This window comes from Nonomuraea roseoviolacea subsp. carminata (assembly GCF_024172185.1).
Lineage (GTDB): Bacteria > Actinomycetota > Actinomycetes > Streptosporangiales > Streptosporangiaceae > Nonomuraea > Nonomuraea roseoviolacea.
This window is the reverse complement of record NZ_JAMZEC010000001.1, coordinates 5,704,696-5,728,990: the sequence shown is the minus strand read 5'-3', so window position 1 is coordinate 5,728,990 and position 24,295 is coordinate 5,704,696. Positions and strand designations below refer to the sequence as shown.

Annotated in this window: 19 protein-coding genes, 1 tRNA gene and 1 pseudogene; 14 read left to right on the top strand and 7 right to left on the bottom strand. The window is 72.9% G+C overall.

Translation table 11 applies throughout. The features are described 5' to 3' along the window. Positions 1 to 120: 120 nt before the first annotated feature. Both HD595_RS26540 and HD595_RS26535 read right to left on the bottom strand, forming a co-directional pair. Positions 121 to 867, bottom strand: a complete 747-nt coding sequence (locus HD595_RS26540) for an SDR family oxidoreductase (protein WP_253773549.1) — start codon at positions 865 to 867, stop codon at positions 121 to 123. Beyond that, entirely contained in the window at positions 864 to 1,892 is a 1,029-nt protein-coding gene (locus HD595_RS26535) for a phosphotransferase family protein (RefSeq protein WP_253773547.1), read from the bottom strand. Before HD595_RS26535 ends, HD595_RS26540 begins: the two co-directional genes overlap by 4 nt. 159 nt (positions 1,893 to 2,051) lie before the next feature. On the opposite strand from HD595_RS26535, the gene HD595_RS26530 reads away from it, so the two are divergent. Both HD595_RS26530 and HD595_RS26525 read left to right on the top strand, forming a co-directional pair. Beyond that, positions 2,052 to 3,134 carry a GNAT family N-acetyltransferase gene (locus HD595_RS26530; RefSeq protein WP_253773545.1) on the top strand — a complete coding sequence of 361 codons (1,083 nt, stop codon included), beginning with the start codon at positions 2,052 to 2,054 and terminating at the stop codon, positions 3,132 to 3,134. Then, on the top strand, positions 3,131 to 4,252 hold the full coding sequence (locus HD595_RS26525; RefSeq protein ID WP_253773543.1) for a DegT/DnrJ/EryC1/StrS family aminotransferase: 1,122 nt from the start codon (positions 3,131 to 3,133) through the stop codon (positions 4,250 to 4,252). Before HD595_RS26530 ends, HD595_RS26525 begins: the two co-directional genes overlap by 4 nt. A gap of 124 nt (positions 4,253 to 4,376) precedes the next feature. On the opposite strand, the gene HD595_RS26520 is transcribed toward HD595_RS26525, so the two are convergent. Continuing rightward, a complete protein-coding gene (locus HD595_RS26520; RefSeq protein ID WP_301310742.1) occupies positions 4,377 to 5,999 on the bottom strand; it encodes an aminotransferase-like domain-containing protein in 1,623 nt (540 codons plus the stop codon). Between the two features lie 80 nt (positions 6,000 to 6,079). On the opposite strand from HD595_RS26520, the gene HD595_RS26515 reads away from it, so the two are divergent. The 8 genes from HD595_RS26515 to HD595_RS26480 all read left to right on the top strand — a co-directional run bounded on the left by HD595_RS26515 (position 6,080) and on the right by HD595_RS26480 (position 15,548). After that, on the top strand, positions 6,080 to 6,748 hold the full coding sequence (locus tag HD595_RS26515; RefSeq protein WP_253773539.1) for a pyridoxamine 5'-phosphate oxidase family protein: 669 nt from the start codon (positions 6,080 to 6,082) through the stop codon (positions 6,746 to 6,748). A gap of 86 nt (positions 6,749 to 6,834) precedes the next feature. Continuing rightward, positions 6,835 to 9,396, top strand: coding sequence for a serine/threonine-protein kinase (locus HD595_RS26510; protein ID WP_253773537.1), 2,562 nt, complete (start codon positions 6,835 to 6,837; stop codon positions 9,394 to 9,396). A 279-nt stretch (positions 9,397 to 9,675) separates the two neighbouring features. Next, positions 9,676 to 11,382: a serine/threonine-protein kinase gene (locus HD595_RS26505; RefSeq protein WP_253773535.1), complete on the top strand. Its 1,707-nt coding sequence runs from the start codon at positions 9,676 to 9,678 to the stop codon at positions 11,380 to 11,382. A 20-nt stretch (positions 11,383 to 11,402) separates the two neighbouring features. Next, a complete protein-coding gene (locus HD595_RS26500; RefSeq protein WP_253773533.1) occupies positions 11,403 to 12,866 on the top strand; it encodes a protein kinase family protein in 1,464 nt (487 codons plus the stop codon). Between the two features lie 66 nt (positions 12,867 to 12,932). Then, on the top strand, positions 12,933 to 14,273 hold the full coding sequence (locus HD595_RS26495; protein ID WP_253773531.1) for a DUF2510 domain-containing protein: 1,341 nt from the start codon (positions 12,933 to 12,935) through the stop codon (positions 14,271 to 14,273). A gap of 69 nt (positions 14,274 to 14,342) precedes the next feature. After that, complete coding sequence (gene orn, locus HD595_RS26490) at positions 14,343 to 14,936, top strand: oligoribonuclease (protein WP_253773529.1); 594 nt, start codon at positions 14,343 to 14,345, stop codon at positions 14,934 to 14,936. Positions 14,937 to 15,094: 158 nt separating this feature from the next. Beyond that, a tRNA-His gene (locus tag HD595_RS26485) sits at positions 15,095 to 15,167 on the top strand. Positions 15,168 to 15,353: 186 nt separating this feature from the next. Then, positions 15,354 to 15,548, top strand: a complete 195-nt coding sequence (locus HD595_RS26480; protein ID WP_253773527.1) for a helix-turn-helix domain-containing protein — start codon at positions 15,354 to 15,356, stop codon at positions 15,546 to 15,548. Between the two features lie 422 nt (positions 15,549 to 15,970). Here HD595_RS26480 and HD595_RS26475 read toward each other — a convergent pair whose 3' ends face one another. Next, a complete protein-coding gene (locus HD595_RS26475; protein WP_253773525.1) occupies positions 15,971 to 16,711 on the bottom strand; it encodes an SDR family NAD(P)-dependent oxidoreductase in 741 nt (246 codons plus the stop codon). Positions 16,712 to 16,805: 94 nt separating this feature from the next. Here HD595_RS26475 and HD595_RS26470 point away from each other — a divergent pair, with 94 nt between their 5' ends. The 4 genes from HD595_RS26470 (at position 16,806) to HD595_RS26455 (ending at position 20,882) form a co-directional block, all read left to right on the top strand. Further along, on the top strand, positions 16,806 to 17,180 hold the full coding sequence (locus tag HD595_RS26470) for a MerR family transcriptional regulator (RefSeq protein ID WP_253773523.1): 375 nt from the start codon (positions 16,806 to 16,808) through the stop codon (positions 17,178 to 17,180). 462 nt (positions 17,181 to 17,642) lie between these two features. Then, positions 17,643 to 18,524, top strand: a complete 882-nt coding sequence (locus HD595_RS26465; RefSeq protein WP_253773521.1) for an LPXTG cell wall anchor domain-containing protein — start codon at positions 17,643 to 17,645, stop codon at positions 18,522 to 18,524. Then, positions 18,514 to 20,301, top strand: coding sequence for a DUF4012 domain-containing protein (locus HD595_RS26460; protein WP_253773519.1), 1,788 nt, complete (start codon positions 18,514 to 18,516; stop codon positions 20,299 to 20,301). Before HD595_RS26465 ends, HD595_RS26460 begins: the two co-directional genes overlap by 11 nt. Beyond that, a complete protein-coding gene (locus HD595_RS26455) occupies positions 20,274 to 20,882 on the top strand; it encodes an arsenate reductase/protein-tyrosine-phosphatase family protein (protein WP_301309603.1) in 609 nt (202 codons plus the stop codon). The genes HD595_RS26460 and HD595_RS26455 overlap by 28 nt, the downstream gene beginning before the upstream one ends. A 1,170-nt stretch (positions 20,883 to 22,052) precedes the next feature. Here the strand turns inward: HD595_RS26455 and HD595_RS47270 are convergent. The 3 genes and pseudogenes from HD595_RS47270 to HD595_RS26440 all read right to left on the bottom strand — a co-directional run. Next, positions 22,053 to 22,253: pseudogene (locus HD595_RS47270) on the bottom strand (hypothetical protein); the annotation flags it as partial. A gap of 4 nt (positions 22,254 to 22,257) precedes the next feature. Next, positions 22,258 to 23,298, bottom strand: coding sequence for a glycosyltransferase family 4 protein (locus HD595_RS26445; protein WP_253773515.1), 1,041 nt, complete (start codon positions 23,296 to 23,298; stop codon positions 22,258 to 22,260). Further along, positions 23,295 to 24,284: an NAD-dependent epimerase/dehydratase family protein gene (locus HD595_RS26440; protein WP_253773513.1), complete on the bottom strand. Its 990-nt coding sequence runs from the start codon at positions 24,282 to 24,284 to the stop codon at positions 23,295 to 23,297. Before HD595_RS26440 ends, HD595_RS26445 begins: the two co-directional genes overlap by 4 nt. Positions 24,285 to 24,295 lie beyond the last annotated feature (11 nt).

The window sequence follows — 24,295 nt, the reverse complement described above, 5'->3', positions numbered from 1 at the left end:
ATGCCGACCATCGGTGGGAATCACGGGAACCTCCGCCCTCACGCTGCGTGATGCCCCTTTGGGCACCTCTCCGCACGTATTACCGTATCTATGCCGCTTGCAAGGTGCTTGCGTGCGGCATCAGGGCGTGGGCGGCCGCTCGCCACCCGCCGGCCCGGGCACGCCCGCATAACGGTACGGCACCGGTTGCCGCCCCGGCTGCACGATGAGCAACGTGCCGGGGTCGGCGTAGCAGGCGCTCTCGACGGCCGCGGCCACGTCCTCGGCGGTGAGCAGCGGGAAGCCGGCGTTCACGAAGGTCTCTCGCGCCCCGGCCACCAGAGGGGTGTCGGTGAAGCCGGGACAGACGGCGCTGACGCGGACGCCCTCGGCGGCGAGGGGCACGGCGAGCGCGCGGACGAGGCCGACCACGGCGTGCTTGGTCATCGTGTAGACCGGGTCGCCGTCGTAGCCGACGAGCCCCGCCAGCGAGGAGGTCACCACGATCGCGCCGCCGCCCGAGCGCCGCAGCAGCGGCAGGGCGGCCACGACGCCGAACACGACGCCGTCCACGTTGACGCCCATCGCCGTGCGGTAGCGGGCCGCGTCGAACGCGCCGAGGTCGACGCCGGCGACGACGCCCGCGTTGAGGTGGACGACGTCGAGCCTGCCGAAGCGCCGCTCGGCCAGCTCGACGGCCGCGCGGTTGGCCTCCTCGGTGCTGACGTCGGCGGCCAGCGCCACCCCGCCGGTCTCCTTGGCGACACGCTCGGCGCCCTCCCCGTCGAGGTCCACGAGGACGCATCGGGCGCCGCCGGCCGACAGGCGGCGGGCGACGGCGGCGCCGATGCCGCTCGCCGCACCGGTGATCAACGCGACAGTGCTCATGCGGGCTCCAGCATGCGGTGGGCGCGGGCGATGAGGACGGGCACCGCGGAGCCGATCTCCGCGAAGCCCTCCCCCACGGTCTTACCCTGACGGAAGCGCGCGTGGATACCCTCCACGATGACCGCGAGCTTGAAGTTGCCGAAGGCGACGTAGAAGCCCAGGTCCGGGATGTCGCGGCCGGAGACCTTGGCGTAGTGGGCGGCGAACTCCGCCGCGGTCAGGAAGCCCGGCGCCAGCGTCACGTCGCCGGCCACCGGGATCGCGGCGCGCTCCTCGTCGCCGGGGTCCTGCCAGTAGGTGAGCGTCAGCCCGAGGTCGGCCAGCGGGTCGCCGAGCGTGGACATCTCCCAGTCCACCACGGCCAGGATCTCGGGCCCGGGCGCGAGCCGGACGAGGGTGTTGTCGAGCCGGTAGTCGCCGTGGACGAGTGTGCCGGCCGACGCCGCGGGCAGGCGCTCGCGCAACCTGGCCACCAGCCGGTCGTACTCGGGCAGGTCGGCGGTCTTCGAGCGCTCCCACTGCTGGCACCAGCGGTCGAGCTGGCGGGCCAGGTAGCCGTCGGGGCGGCCGAACCCCTCCAGGCCCACCTCGCGGTGGTCCACGGCGTGGATGGCGGCCAGCACCTCGGCCAGCCGCTCCGACAGCCGCCGCGCCTGCTCGGGCGTGGCCTCGCCGAGCTCCTCCCGGGTGCGCACGGCCGCGCCCTCGACGTACCCCATCAGGTAGAACGGCGCGCCGATGACGTCCTCGTCGGCGCAGAAGGCGACCGGCTCGGGCACCGGGACCGGCGTCGGGGCCAGGGCGGAGATCACCCGCCACTCCCTCCGCATGTCGTGCGCCGTGGGCAGCACGTGGCCGAGCGGCGGGCGGCGCAGCACCACCCGCCGGTCGCGACCCGCGACGAGGTAGGTCAGATTGGACCTGCCCCCCGAGATCAGCGACACTGACAGCGGCTCGCCCGCGTCGGGCACGTGGTTCGCCATCCACGCGGTCAGGCGCGGCAGGTCGATTCCGGGGACCGTCATGGACACACATTAGAACGTCACTCGGTTATGAATGCCAGCTTAGAGTTGTGTAACGTTCCGGACCTGCGTGAATGACATAGGAGAGCAACGGTTAACCTTTCCTTGCACGGCGGACCCTCCAACGCTCGTCAGCACACGGCATATCGCCAGTAGGAGCCCATGCGCGTCTCACTTGCACACCCCCGCGAACTGGGCGCACCGGAGCTGAACCGGTGGCGGACGCTCCAGGAGGCGCACGCGGGGTTCGACAACCCCTTCCTGTCGCCCGAGTTCACCCTCACCGTCGGCGAACTGCGCGACCTCGTACGGGTCGCGGTCATCTACGACGGCGCCGACATCGTGGGGTTCTTCCCGTTCGAGCGACATCCGCTCGGCATCGGGAAGCCGGTCGCGGCGGGGCTCACCGACGCGCAGGGTCTCGTGCACGCCAAGGACGTCGAGATCGACCCGCACCGGCTGCTGCGGCTGTGCGGGCTGTCGGTCTACGAGTTCGACCACCTGGTCGCCGGCCAGCCCATGCTGGCCGCCCGGCACGAGACCCACCCGTCGCCCATCATCGACCTGCGCGACGGCTACGAGACCTACACCGCCTTCCTGCGCGAGCACTCGGGCAAGACCTACAAGACGACCCTCGCCAAGCAGCGCAAGCTCGAACGCGACGCCGGGCGCATCCGCCACGACTACGCGACCTCCGACGTCGAGCCGCTGCACACCCTGATCGGCTGGAAGGCCGAGCAGTACCGCCGCACCGGCCGCACCGACCGGTTCGCGCACCGGTGGATCGTCGAGCTGGTCGAGCGGCTGCAGGCCACCGACACCGAGCACTTCGCCGGGGTGCTCGACATGGTCTACGCGGGCGACGTGCCCATCGCCGGCCACTTCGGCCTGCGCACCCGCACCACGCTCGTCGGCTGGTTCCCGGCCTACGACACCGCCTACGCCAAGTACTCCCCCGGCCTCATCCACCACCTGGCCATGGCCGAGCGGGCCGCCGAGTCCGGCATCCAGGTCATCGACATGGGGCGGGGCCAGAAGGAGTACAAGGACAAGCTGAAGAACGGCGAGTACGAGGTCGCCGAGGGCCGCGTCGCCACGGTGCGGCCCGCCGCGGGCGTCCACTGGCTGATGCGCGTGCCGGTGCGCAAGACGCGGGCCACGGTCCTGGCCAACCCCGTCCTGCACCGCACGGCCGACCGGGTGCTCAAGACGTTCGGCCGTCTGCGCACGGCCCTGCAGTCATGACGGGGTTAGCGGAGCGGACCGGGCGCCACTGCCTGGTGCTCCCCTCCAACCGCCTCGGCCTCTACCTCGCGCTGCGCCACTGGTGCGTGCCCGGGCAGCGGCTGCTCATGTCGCCGGTCTCCGCCGACGAGATCCTGTTCCTGGTGATCGCCGCCGGCCTGCGGCCGGTCATGGCGCCGCTGTCGCCGCGTGACGGCAACATCGACGTCGCGCGCGTCGACCTGTCCACCGTGGACGCGGTCCTCACCACCAACATGTACGGCCTGCCCGACCGGGTCGGGGCCTTCACCGGGAAGATCCTCATCGAGGACGTCGCCCACGCCCTGGAGACGTCCGTGGACGGGCGCCCGCTCGGCACCTTCGGCCAGGCCGGCGTCTACAGCCTGTCCAAGCACTGCGGCGCCGGGTCCGGCGGCGTGCTGGCCGTGGAGCGCGAGGAGGACCTGCTGGCCCTCGAACACGCCCGCGACCAGGTGCTGGAGCCCGGGTCGTGGCGGCAGGAGCTGATCGCCGTCGCCACGTCCGCGGCGCGGCGCGCCGCGCTCCGGCTCGACCTGGTCCGCCCGGCGCTGCGGCTGGCCCGCGCGCTCGGCCTCCAGGAGGAGCGCCTCGGCTACCGCATCGAGCTGCGCGGCGACGAGCTGCGCCGCACCATGAAGCACGTGCCCGAGCTGGCGCCGTTCGACCCGTGGGTGCGGGCCGACCTGCACGACTACCGGGTGCGCAAGGGGCGGATCGCCCGGCGCTACCAGGAGGCCCGCCTGGCCGGGGTCGTCGCGGAGCGCAGGCGGCGGCTCGCCGGGGTGCGGCTGCTGGCCGAGCTGCCCACGGTCGCCGAGGGCGTGCGCGACCAGCTCGACCAGCCGCTGTTCCGGGTGCCGCTGCTGGTGCGCGACCGCGACGCGGCCATCGCCGCGCTGGAGCGGCACGGGGTGGCGGTGGGCTACCTGTACGACCCGCCGTACGACGACTACGCGCCCGGGTTCACCGAGCCGTCGCCGTACCCGGAGGTCGCCCGCTGGTGGGCGCGGCACGTGCTGCCGGTCGACCCGGTCTACGCGACCCGGGCCCTGCCGGTCGTGCGCCACCTGCCGCCGGCCCCGCCGCCACCGGTCTGACCGTTCCCCCTGGGTGATCGGTTCGGCTGGGCGATCAGCGGCGGCCGGGTGCTCCGCGGCGGCTGGGCGATGAGTGGCGGCTGGGCGATCAGTAGCGGCCGGGTGATCAGTGGCGGCTGGGCGATCAGTGGCGGCCGGGCGATCGGGTCGGCTGGGTGATCAGGTCCGCGACGACGCGGCAGGCGCGGCGCACGTCCGGCAGCGACGCCGAGCCGTACCCGATCACCAGGCCGAACGGCGCGCCCGGCCGGTGCCGGTGGCGCTCGGGCTCGTCCAGCAGCACGCCCCGCTCGGCGGCCCGTTCCACCACGCGGCCGATCGTGCCCGGCGGCAGCTCGGCGAGCACGTGCAGGCCCGCCGTGTCGCCGCGCAGCCGGCAGACCGGGCCCAAGATCTCGACCACGGCCGCCCGGCGCCGGGCGTACTCCAGGCGCATCCGGCGCAGGTGGCGGTCGAGGTCGCCGCGTTCGATCAGGGTGGCGACGGCCTGCTGCACCGGCCCGCTCGTGCGGTCGGCCACCGCGCGGCGCAGCTCGGCGATGCGGTCCACCAGCTCCGGCGGCCCGACCAGCCAGCCCACGCCGACGTCCGGCGCCAGCGTCTTCGACAGCGTGCCGAGGAGCACCACCCGGGAGGGGTCGAGCCCGTACAGGGCGGGCAGCGGGGCGACGTCGTAACGGAACTCCGCGTCGTAGTCGTCCTCGATGATCATGGCGCCGGTGCGCCGGGCCCAGGCCAGCAGCCGTTCGCGGCGCGGAATGGGCAGCCGGCCGCCCAGGGGGTACTGGTGGGCGGGCGTCGTGTACAGCAGGCGCAGGTCGCCGGGCAGGCCGTCGGAGATCACGCCGTCCTCGTCCACCGGGCACGGCACGACCTCGGCGCCCCGGGCGGCGAACACGGTGCGGGCCACGTGGTAGCCCGGGTCCTCGACGCCCGCGCGGGTGCCGGGGCCGAGCAGGGCGAGCGCGCACAGGTCGAGGCCGTTGCCGGTGCCGCGGGTGACCATGATGTTCTCCGGGCCGACGGCCACGCCCCTGGCCCGCCTCAGGTGCCCGGCCAGCAGCTCACGCAGGCGCGGCAGGCCGTACGGGTCGGGCGAGTCGCCGGGCGGCAGGTCGGCGGCCCGGCGCCAGGCCCGCTTCCAGGCGGCGGCGTCGTAGTCGCGCACCCAGGGCTTGCCGGGCCGCAGGTCGATCGCCGCCCTCGCAGCGGGGCCCGCCCCGGTGCCGCCGGGTCCCCCCTTCCCGCGGGCGGACGTGGGCGCGGCGGATCGCCCTGTCCCGAGAGCGGACGTCGGCGCGGTCCCGGCGGATCGTCCCGTCCCGCGGGCGGGCGTGAGCGCGGGGGCGGGTGTGGGTGCGACGGACGCGGTGGACGCGGTGGACGCGGTGGGTGCGGTGGGTGCGACGGACGCGGTGGGCGCGGCCGTCCAGGAGCCGGGGGCCGGAGCGGCGACGGGGCGCGGGATCTGATCGGGCCCGGCGCCAGGAGGGGCCCCCTCCAGATCGGCCACGAACGTGCCCGACCCGTGCCGGCCCTCCAGCCACCCCTCCGCGTACAACTGCTGGTACGCCTCCGTGATCACCGTGCGACTCACCCCGAGCTGCCCGGCCAGCCCGCGCGAGGACGGCAGCCGCTCCCCCGGCGCCAGCGTGCCCGCCAGCATGGCCTGGCGCAGCCAGCCGGCGAGCTGTGCCGAGAGCGGCACGGGCGAGTGCCGCTCCAGCGAAACGGGCAGGTCGAGCAGGCTGCGCACGAAAGTGGTCTCCAGAAAGGCACGGATAGTGGCCCTACAGGATAGGTCCACTCGCAAACTACCGTCGCCTCATGGCCTTCACCACGCCGCCCACCGGCACGCCGCTCTCCCCCACGCCCCGAACCCGGCTCGGCCGCTCGAAGGAGCGCGCCAGCGACGACCGCGACGACCTGTACGAGGTGCTGGACACCGGACTGATCTGCCACCTCGGCGTCGTGACCGACAGCGGCCCGATGGTGGTGCCGACCGGCTACGGACGCGACGGCGACACCCTCTACCTGCACGGCTCCACCGGAGCCCGCTCGCTGCGGACCGCCCAGGAGACCGACGTGTGCGTCACCGTGACGCACGTGGACGGCATCGTGCTGGCCCGCTCGACGTTCCACCACTCCGTCAACTACCGCTCGGCCATGATCTACGGCCGGGCGCGGCTGGTGACCGACGAGGAGGAGCGCCTGGCCGGCCTGCGCGTGCTGACCGAACAGCTCGCCCCCGGCCAGTGGGACTACGCCCGGCGCCCCAACCGCAAGGAACTCGCCAAGACGGCCGTGCTGGCCCTGTCGCTGGACGAGGCGTCGGTCAAGATCCGCCGCGGTGGCCCGGTGGACGACGACGAGGACTACGAGCTGCCCGTCTGGGCCGGCGTGCTGCCGCTGGTCACGCGGTGGGGAGCCCCGGTGCCCGACGAGGCGCTCCGAGAAGGTATCGATGTGCCTGTTCACATCGGCGGCCGTCGGTAGTTCCATGAATCAGGAACCACCTGGCAAACCATCCTCCTAGATCACGCGTCTCATCAGGTGGGCCGGCTCCTGATGGGAGAGGCAAAATGGAGTGGAGCGCTCCCGGTTACACGCAGGTCAAGCAGCTCGGGTCGGGCGGCAGCGGCAGAGTCGTGCTGGCCGTCCACGACGAGACGGGCGTCAAGGTCGCCATCAAGTACCTCTCCGAGGAGTTACGGCGCGACCCCGAGTCCCTCGCGCGCTTCCAGTCGGAGGCGCGCCTGCTCGTCACCCTGCGCGATCCGCACATCGCCACGATGTGGGAGTACGTGCAGGACCATGACGGCGCCGCCATCGTGATGGAGCTGGTCAACGGCGTGTCGCTGCGGGCGCTGCTGCGCGAGAACGGCACGACGGGGCCGGAGGCGGCGCTGACCGTGCTGAAGGGGTCGCTGCTCGGCCTCGCGCGGGCGCACCGGCTGCGGCTGGTCCACAAGGACTACAAGCCGGAGAACGTCATCGTCCGCGACGACGGGGTGAGCAAGCTCGTCGACTTCGGCATCGCCGTACGGGAGGGCTCCGCCTCGCGTCCCGAGGGGACGCCCCCGTACATGGCGCCGGAGCTGTGGGCCGGCGCCCCCGCCTCGCCCGCGACCGACGTGTACGCGGCCACGGCCGTCTTCTTCGAGTGCCTGACCGGCCACCGGCCCTACCGCTCGACCGAGCCGAGCGTGCTGGGCTACCAGCACGTGTACGCGCCCATCCCGGTCCAGGACGCGCCCGAGCCGGTGCGCGAGCTGATCATGCGCGGCCTGGCCAAGGACCCCGCCGACCGGCCGCGCAGCGCCGAGACGTTCGTGGCGGAGCTGGAGGAGACCGCGCGGGCCGCGTACGGCGAGGACTGGGAGGAGCGCGGCAGGCGGCGCCTGGCCGGGCTGGTCGCGCTCCTCGCGCTGCTGCTGCCCGTGCCGGAGACGCCGCCCGCGCAGGCGGGCACGTCCCTGGCGCGGACCGTGTTCCGGAACGGGCACGGACTGGGCCGCACCGTGGCGCGGGCCGCGCGGCACAACGCGGTGCGGATGGCCGCGGGCGCCGGCCTGGCGGTCGTGGTGGCGGTCTCGGCGGTGTTCGTGCTGGCGAGCCGGGACCGGCTGCCCAAGCCCTTCGACGTGGCCGCCGCCGCGCCGTCGGACTCCCCGGGGCCGGCCGAGCTGGTCTCGCCGCCCGCCACGCCGGTGGGCGCCACGGAGAGCGCGACCCCGAGCCCGCCGCCCCCGCCGAGCGCGACCAGGCCCGCGATCGTCCCGCCGACCGGCGACACCCCCACGACGCCGCCCACCCGCGGCCGGACACCGACGCCGCGGCCCACCCGCACCACGCAGCGGGCGACGCCGCCGCCCACCACCCAGCCGCCGATCACGCAGCCGCCCACGACGCGGCCCCCGGTGACGATCACACCGACGCCCTTCCCGCCCACCACGCGACCCCCTGTGACGATCACACCGACGCCGTTCCCACCGACCACCCGGCCGCCGGTGACGATCACGCCCACGCCCTTCCCGCCCACCACCCGGCCGCCGGTGACGATCACACCGACGCCCTTCCCGCCCACCACCCGGCCGCCGGTCACGCTGACGCCCACGCCGGTGCCGCCGGTCACGGTGGCGGCGCTGGCCCTCGGCGACCTCACGGTGAGTGAGGACGCCACCGCCGGCGCCACGGTCACGGTCCGCGCGGGCGGCACGGCGCCCATCGGCCTCACCGCCACCTGGGCGGTCGCGGGCGACCCCGTCCACACGGAACGGCTCCGGCTCGGCGGGGCCCTGTCGTACACCCGCGCCCTCAGCCACACGCTGGCCGAGCGCCCCTGCGGCAGAACCGTCACGCTGACCGTCGCCACCACGCCCGCCGCCCCAGGAGGCCCCAGGACGGCCACCCTCAGCGTGCCGCCGTGCCCCACGACCGTGACGGGGCTGCGGGTGTCGCTGGACATGGCGCCCTCGCCGGGCGACGAGGCCACCGCGCGGGTGCGGGTGACGGCGAGCGGCACGGGTGACGTGCCCGTGCGGGTCAGATTCGCGCTGAACGGCGAGACCGTCGGCACGAGGACCGCCACGCTCACCGGGCGCACCTCCTACGCCCGCTCGTTCGACCAGGGCTTCAGGACGCGGCCGTGCGACGCGACGGTGTCCGTGGCGGTGACGGCGGGCGACGAGCAGGCGAGCGCGCGGACCCGGGTGACCTGCCCGGCGGGTGTCCGCCGGGTGTCGATCGCGCGGGCCGCCGTGGACGGCCGGGGCGGCGCCGTGGCCGTGATCACGGTCTCGACCCTGAACGACCGCCCGGTGCGGCTGTCGGTCACGTTCTCGGCCGGGGGGAGGCAGCACACCGAGCAGGTCACGCTGTCGGGCGACACGGCGTACACCCGTACGCTGAGCCACGCGTTCGGCGAGGTGCCGTGCGGGGCCCGCTGGGTCGTACGGGCGACGACCCAGCCGCGCGGGGCCGGGGGCGGCGACCAGGCGAGCGGCGTCACGCCGGCGTGCGAGCCGGAGGAGCCGAGCGATGAGCCGTCCGCCGACCCGCCGCCCAGGTCCACCCCGTCCGCGACGCCGTCGCCCCGGGAGGAGCCCAGCGGCGACCAGCCCGCCCCGGGCGAGCCGGGCTGATCACCTGCCTCCCGCACCCGGCCGGTCGCCCCTCCCGGGCACGGCCGGTCGCCGACGCCGCGCTCGGCGGGGCCGCGGCGCCCGGCGGGCGGGAGCGGGAAGGCGCGAAGGAGCGGTGTGGACGGGCCGGACGGTCGGCGAACAGTGCCGGGTGCGCGCAGGGCAAGATTGCGATTTCCGACTTATCGGGATAACCAGGCCCAGAAAGCGTTTGCCGCTGGTTAAGCTACGGTGCGTTTGTTCAGGGTGGGGGCCCCGAAGTGTGCAGAGGAGACCGTTATGAACGGTGGTGCGCTGTGGGAGGTCCCCGGGTACCGCACCGTACGAGAGCTGGGCAGCGGAGCCGCCGGCCGGGTGATGCTGGCGCGGCGTGACCACGACGGCGCCGAGGTCGCCGTGAAGTACCTCTCCGACGAGCTCAGGTCCGACGTCGGGTTCGTCGCGCGCTTCCGGCACGAGGCCCGGCTGCTCGGGACGCTGCGCAGCCCGTACAACGCCCGCCTGATCGACTACGTCGAGACCGGCGCCGGCGCGGCGATCGTCATGGAGCTGGTCAACGGCGTGTCCCTGCGCCGGCTCCTCACCTCCGAGGGCCCGACCGGCCCCGAGGCCGCGCTGACCGTGCTCAAGGGCTCGCTGAAGGGCCTGGCCGCCGCGCACGCCATCGGCGTGGTCCACCGCGACTTCAAGCCCGAGAACGTCATGGTCCAGGGCGACGGCGCGAGCAAGCTCGTCGACTTCGGCATCGCGGCGCGGGCCGGCGACGCGGCCGGCGCCGCCGGCACCCCGCCGTACATGGCGCCCGAGCAGTGGTCGGGCGCGCCGGCCGCGCCGTCCACCGACGTGTACGCCGCCACCGTCGTCTTCTTCGAGTGCCTGACCGGCACCCGGCCGTTCCGCGCCACCAACATGGCCGCGCTCGCCCGGCAGCACCAGAGCGCCCAGCCGCCGATCGAGGAGGTTCCCGCGCCGCTGCAGGAGCTGGTCCGGCGGGGCCTGGCCAAGGAGGCCACCGAGCGGCCGCCGTCCGCCGAGGCGTTCCTGACGGAGCTGGAGGCCGTGGCGGCCGAGGCGTACGGGGCCGGCTGGGAGGAGCGCGGGCGCCGCCGCCTGTCGAGCCTGGCGGCGCTGCTGCTGGCGCTGTTCCCGAACCCGCCGGAGACCCCGGCGGAGGCGCAGACCTCGCTGGCCGAGACCCGCTTCCCCGAGCCGTCGCGGCTGCTGGCCAAGCTGTCGTCGAAGATCGTCATCGGTACGGCGTGCGTCGGCGTGCTGGTCGGCGTGGCCCTGGTGGCGGTCAACGCGTTCGACGGCGACACGACCCTGCGGGCGCAGATCACGACGGTGACGCCCACCACGGCCTCCCCCGCCGCGGGGGACCCGGGCCTCGACGAGCCCTCCGACGAGCCGACGGACGAGCCGTCCGAGGAGCCGACGGAGGAACCCACGAAGGACCCGACGCCCACGGCCGAGGAGACGCCGACCACCGAGCCGACGGCGACCGCCGCCCCGGCCCGGACGAGGACCCTGACGCCCACCCCGAGCCCGCGCCGCACGCCGAAGGCGACGCCCACCCCGACGCGGACGCGGCCGACCAGGACGCCCACCCCGACCGCCTCGGACGAGCCGCAGGTGCTCGCCACCGCCGACGATCAGGACGGCGTCACGACCGCGCCGCGGCCGTCCTCGCCCCCGGCCACGAGCCCGCAGCCGACCGTCTCCGTACCGACCCGCACACCGCCGTCCCCGACGATCGAGCCCTCCCCCAGCGGTGGGGGCGGCGACGGCGAGGGCGAGCCCACGATCGGCGGGCCCACCCGGGGTGAGCCGACCGCAGGCGACGGCGAGACGCCGCTCGCGCTTCCGCAGGAGCGGGACGGCGCGACGGGGGCGCTGCTCGCGGCCGGGCTGGTGACGTGGGGGGCCGTTCCGGTCACACTTGCGGTGCGGCGCCGCATGACGGGGCGGCACCGGAGGAAGCGCTGACGGGTCGGGGGGCAACGGGGATGGAGAACGCCAGGGACGGCATCGCCGGCTTCCGGCTCACCGAACACACCTGGATCACCGAGGTCGGCAACTGGATCGACGCGATCTCACCGGACGGCCGCCGGGCGGGGGCGCTGCTCTTCGACCCGAGGGTGGTCGGGCTGCCCGGGGTTCGCGACCGGGTCGTGGCCGCGGTCATGACCGACCAGCGGCTGGTGCTGGGCGGGCTGGGCGGCCTGATCCCGGTGGCCGACGTGGTGGCCGCCGGCGAGCAGGTGTGGCTGCTCACCGCGCAGGCGGTCAGCCCCACGCTGGCCGACCTGCTGGGGTCGGCGTCCGCCGACCCGACCGGCGGGACGGCGGCGCATGGTGCGGCCCCGGGCGGCCCCGCGTGGACACCGTATGGGACGGGCTCCGTCGATCCGGGGGGCGCCGCGTCGGTGCTGCTGGAGACGGCGCAGACCTTGCTGGCGCTGCACGCCTCCGGGGTGACGCACGGCTCGCTGCACCCGGGCACCGTGGTCATCGCCGCCGACGGCGGCGCCCTGCTGTCGGAGCGCGGGCTCAGCGACGCGATCCGCGGCCAGGTCTCGCCCCCCGCGCGCGACGCCGAGTCGTGGGCCGCGCTGGCGCGCGGGCTGGCGGCCTCGACGCGTGACGCGCCGGCGGCGGCCCAGCTCTTCGAACGCGCGGCGGCCACGGCGACCACCCACGGGCTGGCGGCCGCGCGTGACGCGCTGCTCGCGGGCCGGGGCGCGCTGCCGGGCGGGACGATCAGCCGTGAGCGGCTGGCGCAGGCGGCCCGCGGACGTTCGGCGTTCGCCCAGGCCCCGCCGCGAGCCCTGCCGTACCCGCCGGAGCCCGTGGACGAGGGCGACATCGTCACGCTCCTGCACGTGCCCGGCCGCTCCCCCGCGCCCCACGGAGGGCCGGCCCAGGGGGCGGCGCCGATGCGGTTCGGCCCCGGCGTGGACGTGGACACCCACCAGCAACGCACCGAGACCCCCGCCGAGCGGATCTGGCGCGAGGGCAGGGAGGAGCCGACCGTCCACGGCGCCCGCGCCGTCCGCGCCTCGCGGGCCCGGCGCCGCCGCACGGTCCTGGCCGCCGCGCTGTTCGCGGTGATCATCGCGGGCGCGATCCTCGCCTGGCTGAGGCTGGGCGGCGGCGGGCCGGACCTGGCCGTCGCGTCGGTGGACGTCGCCGCCCCGAAGAAGACGCAGGGCTGCGACAGCGCCGTCGTGGTCACCGGCACCATCGTGACGAACGGCGGCGCGGGTGAGATCCAGTACGAATGGCGTAAGAACCTCGACAAGGAGGTGGTCAAGCAGACCCTGCGCACCACCTCCGACCGGACCTCGTACCAGGTGCCGCTGCGGTGGACGCTCAAGGGGAAGTCCACGGTCAAGGCGACGGCCACGCTCCGGATCCTGTCCCCGGGGCCGGTGCGCAGCGACAAGGCGAGCTTCACGTACAAGTGCTGACGCGCGGCCCGCGCCGGAGGGCCGCCGACAATGCATATCAATGCGGTTCTTACTAATCTGGCCAGCATGACCACGCAGACCCCCGCGGGCTGGTACCCGGACCCCTACGGATCGCCCCAACTCCGTTGGTGGGACGGCGCCCAGTGGACCGACGCCACGCATCCGCAGGAGCCCGGGGCGGCGCCACAGCAGCAGCCGCCCTCGGGGTCGCAGCCCGGCCACGACTGGTCGGCCACCCCCGCCAACCCGACGCTCCAGTACGGCCAGCCCGGCGGACCGGCCCAGCCGTACGGCCCGGAACAGCCCGGCGGGCCCGGGCAACAGGGCGACCCCGGACAGGCGTACGGCCCCGGACAGCCCAGCGGGCCCGGACAGGCGTACGGGCCCGGGCAGCAGAGCGGGCCGACCCAGGTGTACGGCGCGTCCCAGCAGAGCGGCCTCGGCCAGCCGCAGGCCCCCGGCCAGCCCGGCGCTCCCGGTCAGCCCGGCGGTCCCGGTCAGCCCTCCTTCGGCTCGCCGCAGCCCACCCAGGTGCTCCCCACGTACGGGGGCCAGGGTCCGTACGGCGAGCCGGGCCCCTACGCGCAGGGCCAGCCCGGCCAGTGGGGCGGCGCGCAACTGCCCGGCCCGGGCTACCCCCCGCCGGCGAAGCAGCGCAACCCCATGCCGTGGATCTTCGGTGGCCTGGCCGCGCTGGTCGTGGTGGCGCTCCTCGTGGTCGCGGGCATCTTCGTCATCAACCGCGACAAGCCGACGGTCGCCCTGCCGCCGTCGTCCACGCCGACCGAGTCGGAGTCGCCGTCGGAGTCGGAGCCGCCCAGCACGCAGCCCACACCGGCCACGACCGAGCTGCCGCAGGCGCAGGACGGCCGCGTCTCAGATCCGCAGGCCGGCCTCTCGTACGCGGTGCCCGACGGCTGGACGGTGCCCGGCTACGCCGACATCAACGGCACCGACCCCACCTCCGACCCCGCCCAGCAGAGGTGGTCGAGCGGCGTCACGAAGGTCGCGCAGCAGGATTACGAGGACGGCCACGACTGGATCGGCAACATCTACACCGGCACGCTGAACGAGGTCTACCCCTACGAGGGCAAGAGCGGGCTCGGGGTGACGGTCAAGACGGTGTTCATCGACTTCGCGAAGTACTACCAGATCCAGCACACGACCAAGATCTTGCAGGACAAGGCCATCAAGGTCGGCGGCAAGGACGCCTGGGTGCTCCAGTTCCAGCACGACTTCAGCAAGATCTCGAAGCAGAAGGGCTACAAGTGGAACAAGGAGAACGGCGCGATCGTGCTCATGGACCGCGGTGAGGGCGAGCGTCCGGCCATCTTTTACGTGTCGGTTCCCGACAATCTCGGCACGGACGTGGTCGGCAAGGTTCTGAGCTCACTCAAGCCTGCCTGACGCTTGGCACTAGGCTGGTCCTGAGAGCAAGCGGGCGGGCGCTCCGAGCCGCTTGGGCGAGGAGAACGAATGAGTGACGTGCTGGTCTGGATCGACTGTGAGATGACCGGGCTGGACCTTGGCCGCGACGCGCTCGTCGAGGTGGCGTGCGTCATCACCGACAGCGAGCTCAACCAGCTCGACGAGGGCGTCGACGTGGTCATCAAGCCGCCGCCCGAGTCGCTGGAGCAGATGTCGCAGGTGGTCCGCGAGATGCACACCGCCTCCGGGCTGCTGCCCGAGCTCGCGGGCGGGGTGACGCTGGCCGAGGCCGAGTCGCTCGTCCTCGACTACATCCGCCGCCACGTCCCCGAGCCGAAGAAGGCGCCGCTGTGCGGCAACTCCATCGGCACGGACCGCACGTTCATCTCGCGTGACATGCCCGCGGTCGACTCCTACCTGCACTACCGGATGGTCGACGTGTCGTCCATCAAGGAGCTGGTGCGACGCTGGTACCCCCGGGTGTACTTCGCGGCGCCGGAGAAGCAGGGCGGGCACCGGGCGCTGGCCGACATCACGGAGAGCATCAGGGAGTTGCGCTACTACCGCGCGTCGGTGTTCGTGGCCCAGCCGGGGCCCGACTCGGCGACGGCCCGCACGCTGGCGGAGCGCGTCAGCGGCTGATCCCCTCCGGCTCGGCCGGGACCCGCGCGCGTCAGACCTGTCCTGGCGCGCCGGGGATCGCGTGTGAGCCGGTGAACACGTGTCGGTGCGTCGCCGATGGCGAAAAGACTCCCGAACACCGCTACAATTTTCCTGTGCCGCCTCACGGGGCGGCCATGGTGGGTGTAGCTCAGTTGGCAGAGCGCCAGGTTGTGGTCCTGGATGTCGAGGGTTCAAGTCCCTTCACTCACCCCGAGCGCACGGCCGGTCCCCAGGGACCGGCCGTTGCCGTTTTTCCCCTATCGTCCCCAAAACATGACAATGCGAGTTATGCTCACTGTCTACCGCTAACGCCGGAAGCACGGGGGCATCGGCGATTCTGACCGTCTGCGCGCCCCCGGAGGCCGGATGAGAGTCGACGACGCAGCGTTCGAAAGCGTGTTCACGTCCCTGAGCAAGCGCGAGGCCGAGGTCATGGACCTCATCGCCACGGGTCACTCCAACGGCCAGATCGCGCGGCGTCTCTTCCTCAGCGAGAAGACGGTCAAGAACCACGTCAACCGCATCTACGCCAAGCTCGGCGTGGACTCACGCGTCACCGCCATCGGCCTCTGGCTGTCCCGCGACGGCTGAACCCGGGTACGCCGACTCCCCTCGTCCCGACCTCGGACGAGGGGAGCGGGGAACTTCGGTGTCGACCAGCCGGCGGAGGCGCCCTGAGGCGCGCGCCTGGCCACCGGCCATCATGCCCGTCCTGGACGGCGTTCGCCGCGCCTGCCGCGTGGGCGGTGGTCCCGCGGTCGAGCGCCGTCGGACGGCCCAGCCCTCGTCAGACCGTCGCACGGCGCAGCCCTCGTCAGCACGGCGCAGCCCCCGTCGGGCCGCGCATCCGGACCGTCCAGCCCCCGTGGGACGGTGCGGCCCGCCGGAACGGTGCGGCCCCACACGGCGGCGCGGCCCCGCAGGACGGCGCGCTCCCCGCAGGACGCTGCGGCCCGCGGGAACGGCGCGGCCCCGCGGGACGGTGCGGCCCCCATTGGTCGGTGCGGCCCTGGTCAGACGGTGTAGCCGCCGTCCACGGCGAGGGCGGTGCCGGTGACGTAGCGGCCGCCCGGGCCCGCCAGGAAGGCCACCGCGGCGGCGATGTCCTCGGCCTCGCCGTACCGGCCCAGGGCGGTGAGGGAGCGCTGGAAGGCGGCGGTCTCGCCGTCGGCCGGGTTCATGTCGGTGTCGATGGGCCCCGGGTCCACGACGGTGGCGGTGATCCCGAGCGGCCCCAGCTCCCGGGCCAGCCCCTTGGTCAGCCCCACGAGCGCGCTCTTGGCCATCGCCTGCACGACGAAGTTCGCCCCGGGGACGCGCCCGTTGAAGCACGACCCGATGCTGATGATCCGCCCGCCGTCGCCCATGTGGCGGGCGGCGGCCTGGGCGGCGAGGAACACCGACCGGACGTCCACGGCGAGCGCCCGGTCCAGGTCCTCGGCGGACACCTCCGCGAGCGGGCCGTAGGCGAGGAAGCCCGCGTTGTTCACCAGGATGTCGAGGCGGCCCAGCTCGCGCACCGTCCGCTCCACCGCCTCCGCCGCGGCGTGCGGACCGGTCAGGTCGGCCTGGATGACCGCGGCCCGGCCGCCGCCGGCCTCGATCTCCTTGGCGACCTCGCGCGCCTGGTCCTCCGCCTGGACGTAGGTCAGCGCGACCGCCGCCCCCTCGCCGGCCAGCCGTCGTGATATCGCCGCGCCGATCCCGCGGCTGCCCCCGGTCACCAGCGCCACCTTGCCGGTCAGGTCACTCATCGTGCTTCCTCCATGGAGGGTGTGGTCGTCGTGCCGGCATGGTAGAAGTTGACATCAATGTCAGATTCAAGTCGTCGTCAGGCGGGGTGAGGGCATGCGGATCGGTGAGCTGGCCCGGCGTACCGGGGTGAGTGAGCGCTCCCTGCGCTACTACGAGGCCCAGGGCCTGCTGCGCGCGCAGCGCACGCCCGGCGGCCACCGGGACTACGGCGAGTGGGCGGTCGACCGCGTCGTCCGCATCCAGACCCTCTACGCCGCCGGCCTGAACAGCGAGAAGATCGCGCAACTGCTGCCCTGCATGCGCGACGAGGACGGCCGCCCGAACGAGGTCGCCACCCCGAAGCTGGTGGGCGAGCTCACCGCGGAGCGCGACCGCATCGACCGCATGATCACGGAGCTGATCCGCTCCCGCGACGTCCTGGACGAAGTGATCGACACGGCGTCGGAAGGCGCGAGCGCCGGCAGGTGACGGCCCGCCCTCGCGTGGCGCGCGCCGCACGCCGCGATCGCGTGCTGAAATAGCGGAGGTGTGACAGCTCGCGCAGCGAGCGTGTCATGAAATGCCCGCTTTTCCCCGGCTTTCAAGGAATTGTCGCAAGCGATCCGGCTAACCGGACGAAAGGTAAAGCTACCGCACATAGCCGCTCCTACCATACGGAGCAGCCGCGAACGCGGCACCGTCCGCGAGAAAACGGACGCAGCGCACCATCCCCGAAAACCCCGCAGACGACAGCGTCAACGCCCGGCGAACGATGCCTGATCCTTCGGTAAGGCTCGTGTGCCGCGCGGAGCGTCGCGAGACCCGGCGCATATAACGGGTTCCGTAGTGAACATGTCGCTGAATATTCCGGGCGAAATGTTCTATGGCCCGCACTACCGTCTCGGGGAGTCCGAAATGGCAGAAAAAGTCAGGAAAACGATATTCGCGGCCGTGGCGGTGGGAGGTGGGATCGCCTTCGGTACCGCGGGGCTGGCCACGGCCGTCGTGCACACGGCCGCCGCCGTGCAGGCGACCACGGTCACGCGCGGGCCGCTGCTCGACCCGCAGTACCCGCCGTGCCCCCGCTCGGACGGCGGTGACGTCAACCTCACCGCCTGCCTCGACAACAACAACCACGCCGACAACGACAACGCCGCGGCCGCCGACGCCGTCGCGGTCGACGTGGGCGAGAACGAAGAGGAGCAGACCAACGCGTCCACGACGAACGGACAGCAGTCCGACGACGCGGACCTCGGTGACTTCAGCCAGCTCGACGTCCTGTCGAACTCGTCCGCGCCCCAGCCGCTCACGAACCTCGTGACGCCCGGCTGCGACGAGGAGTCCTGCACGTCGTCGACCTCGTCCCACAACGGTGAGACGGAGGCCGGCGGCATCAGCACCGGCGAGGACGAGGACGGACCGGCCAACGACCCGGCCGGGATCGGCGTCACCGGTGAGAACGACATCACCGGCGACCTCGCCGACGCGGGCCTGACCGAGAACCCGCTGGACGACGAGGCGGGCGCGGACGACACCGACCACGTCGACGATGACGACGACGACGTCACCCCGACGCCCACGCCGCAGGACATCGACAAGCACTTCACCGTCGACCTCGGCCCGTGGGACGACGGCCCGTGGGGCGGCCCCCACGGCGGCCCCGACGGCGGCTGCTTCGAGGTGGAGTGCTGGAAGAAGGAGGCCGCTCCCGAGCTGCCGATGACCGGCGCCGACGTCCGGCCGATGGTGGCCGCGGGCACGGGCCTGCTGCTCGTCGGCATCGCCGGGACCGTCATCGCCGTGAGGCGTCGCCGCTCCTCCGATGCCAAGTAAGAACCTCCGTCAGTCAAGCAGCAACCGGCGCCGGCTTCTCGTCGCCGGACTGCTGGGCCCGGCCGCGTGTCTCACGCTGGCCGGCGCCTGGGAGGCGCGTCGCGGCCTGGACGTGCGCGAGCACCTGCAGGCCGCCAGGGACGCGCTGGAACGGCTCCCCGCGAGCGCCCCGCACCTCATGGGCGAGGCGCTCGCGGACGCCCGCCGGCACGCCGCCGAGGCGCACCGGCTCACCGCCGGCCCGGACTGGTCGTTGCTCACCCACACCCCCTTCCTGGGGGACGGCGCGACGGCCGTCCGCGGCCTGGCGGGCACCGCCGCCGAGCTCACCGACGTCCTCGCCACCGTCCACCAGGCGGGCGACGGGCTGGTGCGGCCCGGCGGCTTGTCCATGCGCGAGGTCCCCCGCCTGCTCGGCGACCTCGCCGTGGCCGCGCCGAAGCTGGAGGCCGCCGCCGCCCGGATCGACCGGGCCAGGCAGTCGCTGGCCGCCACCCCGGCGGCCACCGGCCTTTCCGAGCTGGACACGGCGCGCGCGAGCGCCCTGCGCGAGACCGACCGGCTGCTCGGCTACCTGCGCGCCGGGGCGGACGCCGCGGCGCTGCTCCCCCCGATGCTGGGCCACGACGGCCCGCGCCACTACTTCCTGGCCTTCCAGACCAACGCCGAGGCCCGCGGCACCGGCGGGCTCGTGGGCGCCTTCGGCATCCTGAACGCCGGCCGCGACGGGATCGGCATCACCAGGCTCGCCGCCAACGACGCCCTTCCGAAGAGCTCCTCGGCGGTCGCCGACCACGGCCGCGCCTACCGCGCCCGTTACGGGCCCGGCGCGACCCGGCTCCTGTCCGTCTCCAACCTCTCGCCGCACTTCCCCTACGCGGCGGCCACGTGGGCCGGTCTGTGGCGGCGCTACAGCGGCCAGCGCCTGGACGGGGCCATCGCCACCGATCCCATCGGTCTGTCCCGCCTGCTGAAGCTCATCGGTCCCGTCCGGCTGCCCAGCGGCGAGATGGTGACCGCCGGCAACGTCGTGGACCTCACCGAGCGGGAGGCGTACGCCCGCTTCGACGACCCGGTGCGCCGCAAGCGCTACCTGATCAAGATCGCCGGCGCGGTCGTGGATGGCCTGTTCCAGGCGCGGCCCGACCCGCTGGAGGCGATGTCCGTCCTGTCGCACGTGGTGGAGGAGCGGCGGATCCAGGTCTGGAGCCGCCACGAGGCCGAGGAGCGCCGCCTGGCCGCCACCCCGCTCGGCGGGGTGCTGCCGAGCGCGCCCGGGCCGTTCGCCGAGCTGGTCGTCAACAACTCCGCCGGCAACAAGCTGGACTACTATCTCGGCCGCTCGCTGGAGTATCGGCTCGGGCGGTGCGGCGGCGGATGGCGTGCCTCTCGCGTACGCGTGCGGCTGGACAACGACGTACCGCGCCGCAGGCTGCCGGCCTACGTGACGACCCGCCTCGACTCTCCGGAACGGAGGCACGCCGAGGGCTCCACGCTGCTGTGGGTGTCGATGTACGCGAGCGTCGGCGCCCGGCTGGCCGAGGCCCGGGTGGACGGCGAGCGGATCGAGCCCATCCGGGAGGTGGAGCGATCGCATCCCGTCTACTCCACGGTGCTGGAGTTCGCCCCCGGCGAGGCGCGCACCCTCGACTTCACGCTGCTGGAGCCGGCCTCGGCGGCGATACCGGCGGTGCCGGTGCAGCCGCTCGTCCGGCCGCAGCGCACGACGATCCTCCAGGATCCGGCGGGATGCGCCGCGGCCCCTCCGGAGAGCTGATGACGGGCGGCGCCATGACGGGCACCTTCCGCGTCCTGTTCGTGTGCACGGGCAACCTGTGCCGCTCGCCCCTGGCCGAGCGGCTCGCCCGCGCCACGCTCGGCCCCGGCTTCGTCGTGGAGAGCGCGGGTACCCGCGCGGTGCCCGGCCTGCCGATGCCCGAGCACGCCCGGCGGACGTTGCTGCGGCTCGGCGGCGACCCGTCCGGCTTCGCCTCCCGGCCGCTGACGGCCGCGCTGGTGGCCGAGGCCGACCTGGTCCTGGCCGCGACCGTCCTCCACAGGGCCGAGGTGGTGGCCCTGCACCTTCCGGCGGCCACGCGGGCGTTCACCATCGCCGAGTTCGGCGTGCTGGCGGCCGAGGCGGACGGTGACGCCCTGGGCGGCGACCCCGACCCGGTGTGCCGTGCTCGTACGCTCGTGGACCAGGCCGCGGCGCTGCGCGGCCTGGTCCGTGTGGACGTTCCTGACATCGCCGACCCGTACGGCCGGTCCCGGTGGGCCTACCGCGCGGCCGGGCGGCGGATCGCCGAGGCGCTGGCGGTGCCGTTGCGGCTGCTCACACACCCACCGGTGTCTTGACCTCGGCCTGCGCCGCGGGCCCGTAGCCATAGCCGTAGCCATAGCCGTCGTAGCGGCTGGCCTTGGCCGGCACGAAGTTGAGCACCGTGCCGACGACGCGGGCGCTGACCGACGCCAGCAGCTCGATGCCGCGGACGACGTGCTCGTGCCGGGTCCGGCCGTACCTGGCGACCAGGATGGTTCCGGAGGTGAGAAGTGGAGGAGGGTGGGAGGAAGGGGAGGATGATATATATAAATAAGGGAGGTTAATAGGAATAAAGGAGGAAAGGTGAAAGTAAGGTGAATGTAAGGAGTTGAGGGAGGGGAAGGGGAAGGTATAGTTGGGTGATAAGGGGGGAAGGTAGTAAAGAGGGGAAGGGGTAAGTAGGGAATATATAGTGGAAGAGTAAGTAGAGAGGGGAAGGAAGGGAAGTATGGATAAGGGGGGGAAGAGATTAGAGGTATAGGGGGGAAAGTAGGGGGGTTATGGGATATGGAGAGGATGTGTTTATGGGAGGTGTGATAGTGATTAGTAGAATTGGAAATGAAAGTGTTAGAAGGGGAAGGGTGTTGGATTGTTATTTGTAGTGGGGAGAAAATTAGAGGGTATAGGTGGTGTTTTGGTTTAGTTTGGGTAGTTTGTGGTTTTGGGGTTTTTTTTGTTGGTGGTGTTGTTTTTTGTTGTTGTTTATTTTTTTTGTTTTTTGCGCCGATGAGCGGATGGCGCGCGTCGCGCTCGTAGCCGATGATGCCGAGGGTGGAACTGCCGGACGCCTCCTGCAGCGCGGCAGAGGTCTTGACCGTAGTGTCGAGACGATCGCGCAGGATCAGCGAGCTGACGGCCACGACCAGCCCGATCAGCATGCCTACCAGGACGTTGAGCAGCGGCACGGGGCTGACCGGTGCCTTGGGCACCTCTGCCGCGTCCACGATGGTGACCTTGACGGTCGGCCTGCTCGTCGGGGTCGGGCGTTCGATCTGCTCGATCATCCGCGCGAACCGGGTGCCCAGCGCGTTCGCCAGCGCGGCGGCCCGGGCCGGGTCGCTGTCGGTCACCATCGCGCGCAGGATGACGGTGCCCGGCACGATCTCGGCGGTGATACTGTCCCGCAGGCGCTCCACGTCCTCGGGCTTGGTCACCTGGCTCAGCGTGCGCCGGCTGGTCAGCAGGTTGGCGTACGACTGCGCGCCCTGCGCGAGGCTGCTCACCTGGTATGCGGGCGAGAACGCGCCCTTCTTGTCATGGCTGGAGAACAGCATGGTGATCGTCGCGGCGTACTTGGGCGGCGTGTTCGCGGTCACGACCAGCGCCACGCCCACCGACAAGATCAGCGACAGGACGAGAAGCAGCCAGTTCTTCCGGGCGAGCCGGAGGAAGTAGAGCAGATCCAACGGATCATCGCCGCCTTTCGCGGATTCGTGGAGGGTTCTCAAGGGAACGGCGTGGCACGTACACCGGCACCCTCTGGAACAGGGCGATGGCCAGGGCCGCCGTGCCGGCCGCCAGGAGTGCCGCGGCGAGAGCCGGCACCATGCCGACGGTCGCGGCAGTCCACAGCGCGCCGGCGAGCCCGGCGGCCAGCGCCAGTGTCATGGCGACCCCGCGGGTGTTGAGACCGAGCAGGCGGAGCCGGTGCGAGACATGGTCGGTGCCGCCCGCCATGGGCGAGCGTCCCGCCCGGAGCCGTGACAGGACCACCACTCCGGTGTCCACGACCGCGACGAAGGCCGGCAGGAGCAGTCCCGCGGCGGCCGTGTCGGGGCCGCGGCCACCGGCCAGGACGATCGCCGAGCAGGTCAGGCCGAAGCCGATGAACAGAGATCCGGTGTCGCCCATGAACATCTTCGCGGGCGGCCAGTTCTGCGTCAGAAATCCCAGTGCGGCGCCGGCCAGCGCCAGGAGGAACACGCCGACGTGCGTCTGCCCCTGGAGGAATGCCACCACGGCAAGGAACGCGGCGCTCACCGCGCTCACCGCGCCCAGCGCGCCGTCCATGTTGTCGAGCAGGTTGCAGGAGTTCGTCATCACGACGAGCCACACCACGGTCAGGGGCGCGTCGGCCCATCCCCCGGTCACGGTGAGCTGCACCCCGGCGAGGACCACCCCGACGGCCGCCACCGTCTCCACGACCAGCCGGGTCAGGGCCGGCAACGCGGCGATGTCGTCGATGAAGCCGAGCACGGCCACCGCGGCGGCCGCCAGCAGGATCGCGGTGATCCGCAGGTCGGCGAGCCCGCCGGCGGCCACGGTGACCGTCACCGTGGCCAGCGCGATGGGCATGCCGCCCAGGTACGGGGTGGGCCGGACGTGCGCCTTGTGCCCGCCCGGACGGTCGGTCAGCCCCCAGCGCAGCGCGAGGCGCTTCAACGGCACGGCCGTGGCCGCGCTCACCAGGAAGGCGGCCGCACACGCGACCGGCGTCAGCGACCCGTTCACTGCAACGCCGCCGCGAGCTCCTCGCGGGCTTGCTTGACGACCTCGGTGAGGATCTCGTCGAGCGTGCGACGCGGGACCCACCCGGTCAGTTCGCGGATCTTGGTGGTGTCGGGCACCCGGCGGGTCATGTCCTCGAAGCCCTTGCGGTAGGCCTCGTCGTACGGCACGAGGTCGACCCCGGACGTGGAACCGGTGTGCTCGATGACGAGCTTGGCCAGCTCCAGGATGCTGACCTCCTGCGCCGATCCGATGTTGAAGGTCTGCCCGACCGCTTCCGGCGAGCCGAGCAGCCGAAGCAGCGCGTCCACGACGTCGGCCACGTGCGCGAAGCACCGGGTCTGGGTGCCGTCACCGTGGACGGTGAGCGGCAGGCCGGCGAGTGCCTGCTGGACGAAGCGCGGGATGACCATGCCGTAGGCCGGGCTCTGCCGTGGGCCCACGGTGTTGAACAGCCGCACGACGATGGTCTCCAGGCCACGCTCGTGGTGGTAGGCGTTGGCGACGATCTCGTCCACGGCCTTCGCGGTGCTGTAGGCCCAGCGCACGATCCCGGTGTTGCCGAGGATGCGATCCGCGTCCTCGCGCAGCGGCCCGGAGGAGTTCTTGCCGTAGATCTCGCTGGTGCTCGCCACGAGGATCTTCTTCCGGTACCGGTGCGCGGCCTGGATGACGATCTCCGATCCGCGGATGTTGGTCGTCAGCGACCGCAGCGGCTCCTCGACGATCAGCCTGACGCCGACCGCCGCGGCCAGATGGACCACCACGTCGCATCGGCGTACCAGTTCGTCCACGACCAGTTCGTCGAGGATGGAGCCCTGCACGAACCGCAGGTTCGGGTGCGGACGCAGGTTGGCCGCCCGGCCGGTCGACAGGTTGTCGAGGACCAGGACCTGGTCGCCGCGGGCGAGCAGCGCGTCGGTCAGGTGCGATCCGACGAATCCGCTGCCACCCGTTATCAGGTACGTGCGGGAGCTTGCGTTGGTCATGGGTTCCCCTA

Excerpts from the sequence above, each read along its gene's own strand:
- HD595_RS26540 (WP_253773549.1), bottom strand. The coding sequence starts at position 867 with ATGAGCACTGTCGCGTTGATCACCGGTGCGGCGAGCGGCATCGGCGCC.
- HD595_RS26535 (WP_253773547.1), bottom strand. The coding sequence starts at position 1,892 with ATGACGGTCCCCGGAATCGACCTGCCGCGCCTGACCGCGTGGATGGCG.
- HD595_RS26530 (WP_253773545.1), top strand. The coding sequence starts at position 2,052 with ATGCGCGTCTCACTTGCACACCCCCGCGAACTGGGCGCACCGGAGCTG.
- HD595_RS26525 (WP_253773543.1), top strand. The coding sequence starts at position 3,131 with ATGACGGGGTTAGCGGAGCGGACCGGGCGCCACTGCCTGGTGCTCCCC.
- HD595_RS26515 (WP_253773539.1), top strand. The coding sequence starts at position 6,080 with ATGGCCTTCACCACGCCGCCCACCGGCACGCCGCTCTCCCCCACGCCC.
- HD595_RS26510 (WP_253773537.1), top strand. The coding sequence starts at position 6,835 with ATGGAGTGGAGCGCTCCCGGTTACACGCAGGTCAAGCAGCTCGGGTCG.
- HD595_RS26505 (WP_253773535.1), top strand. The coding sequence starts at position 9,676 with ATGAACGGTGGTGCGCTGTGGGAGGTCCCCGGGTACCGCACCGTACGA.
- HD595_RS26500 (WP_253773533.1), top strand. The coding sequence starts at position 11,403 with ATGGAGAACGCCAGGGACGGCATCGCCGGCTTCCGGCTCACCGAACAC.
- HD595_RS26495 (WP_253773531.1), top strand. The coding sequence starts at position 12,933 with ATGACCACGCAGACCCCCGCGGGCTGGTACCCGGACCCCTACGGATCG.
- orn (WP_253773529.1), top strand. The coding sequence starts at position 14,343 with ATGAGTGACGTGCTGGTCTGGATCGACTGTGAGATGACCGGGCTGGAC.
- HD595_RS26475 (WP_253773525.1), bottom strand. The coding sequence starts at position 16,711 with ATGAGTGACCTGACCGGCAAGGTGGCGCTGGTGACCGGGGGCAGCCGC.
- HD595_RS26470 (WP_253773523.1), top strand. The coding sequence starts at position 16,806 with ATGCGGATCGGTGAGCTGGCCCGGCGTACCGGGGTGAGTGAGCGCTCC.
- HD595_RS26460 (WP_253773519.1), top strand. The coding sequence starts at position 18,514 with ATGCCAAGTAAGAACCTCCGTCAGTCAAGCAGCAACCGGCGCCGGCTT.
- HD595_RS26455 (WP_301309603.1), top strand. The coding sequence starts at position 20,274 with ATGCGCCGCGGCCCCTCCGGAGAGCTGATGACGGGCGGCGCCATGACG.
- HD595_RS26440 (WP_253773513.1), bottom strand. The coding sequence starts at position 24,284 with ATGACCAACGCAAGCTCCCGCACGTACCTGATAACGGGTGGCAGCGGA.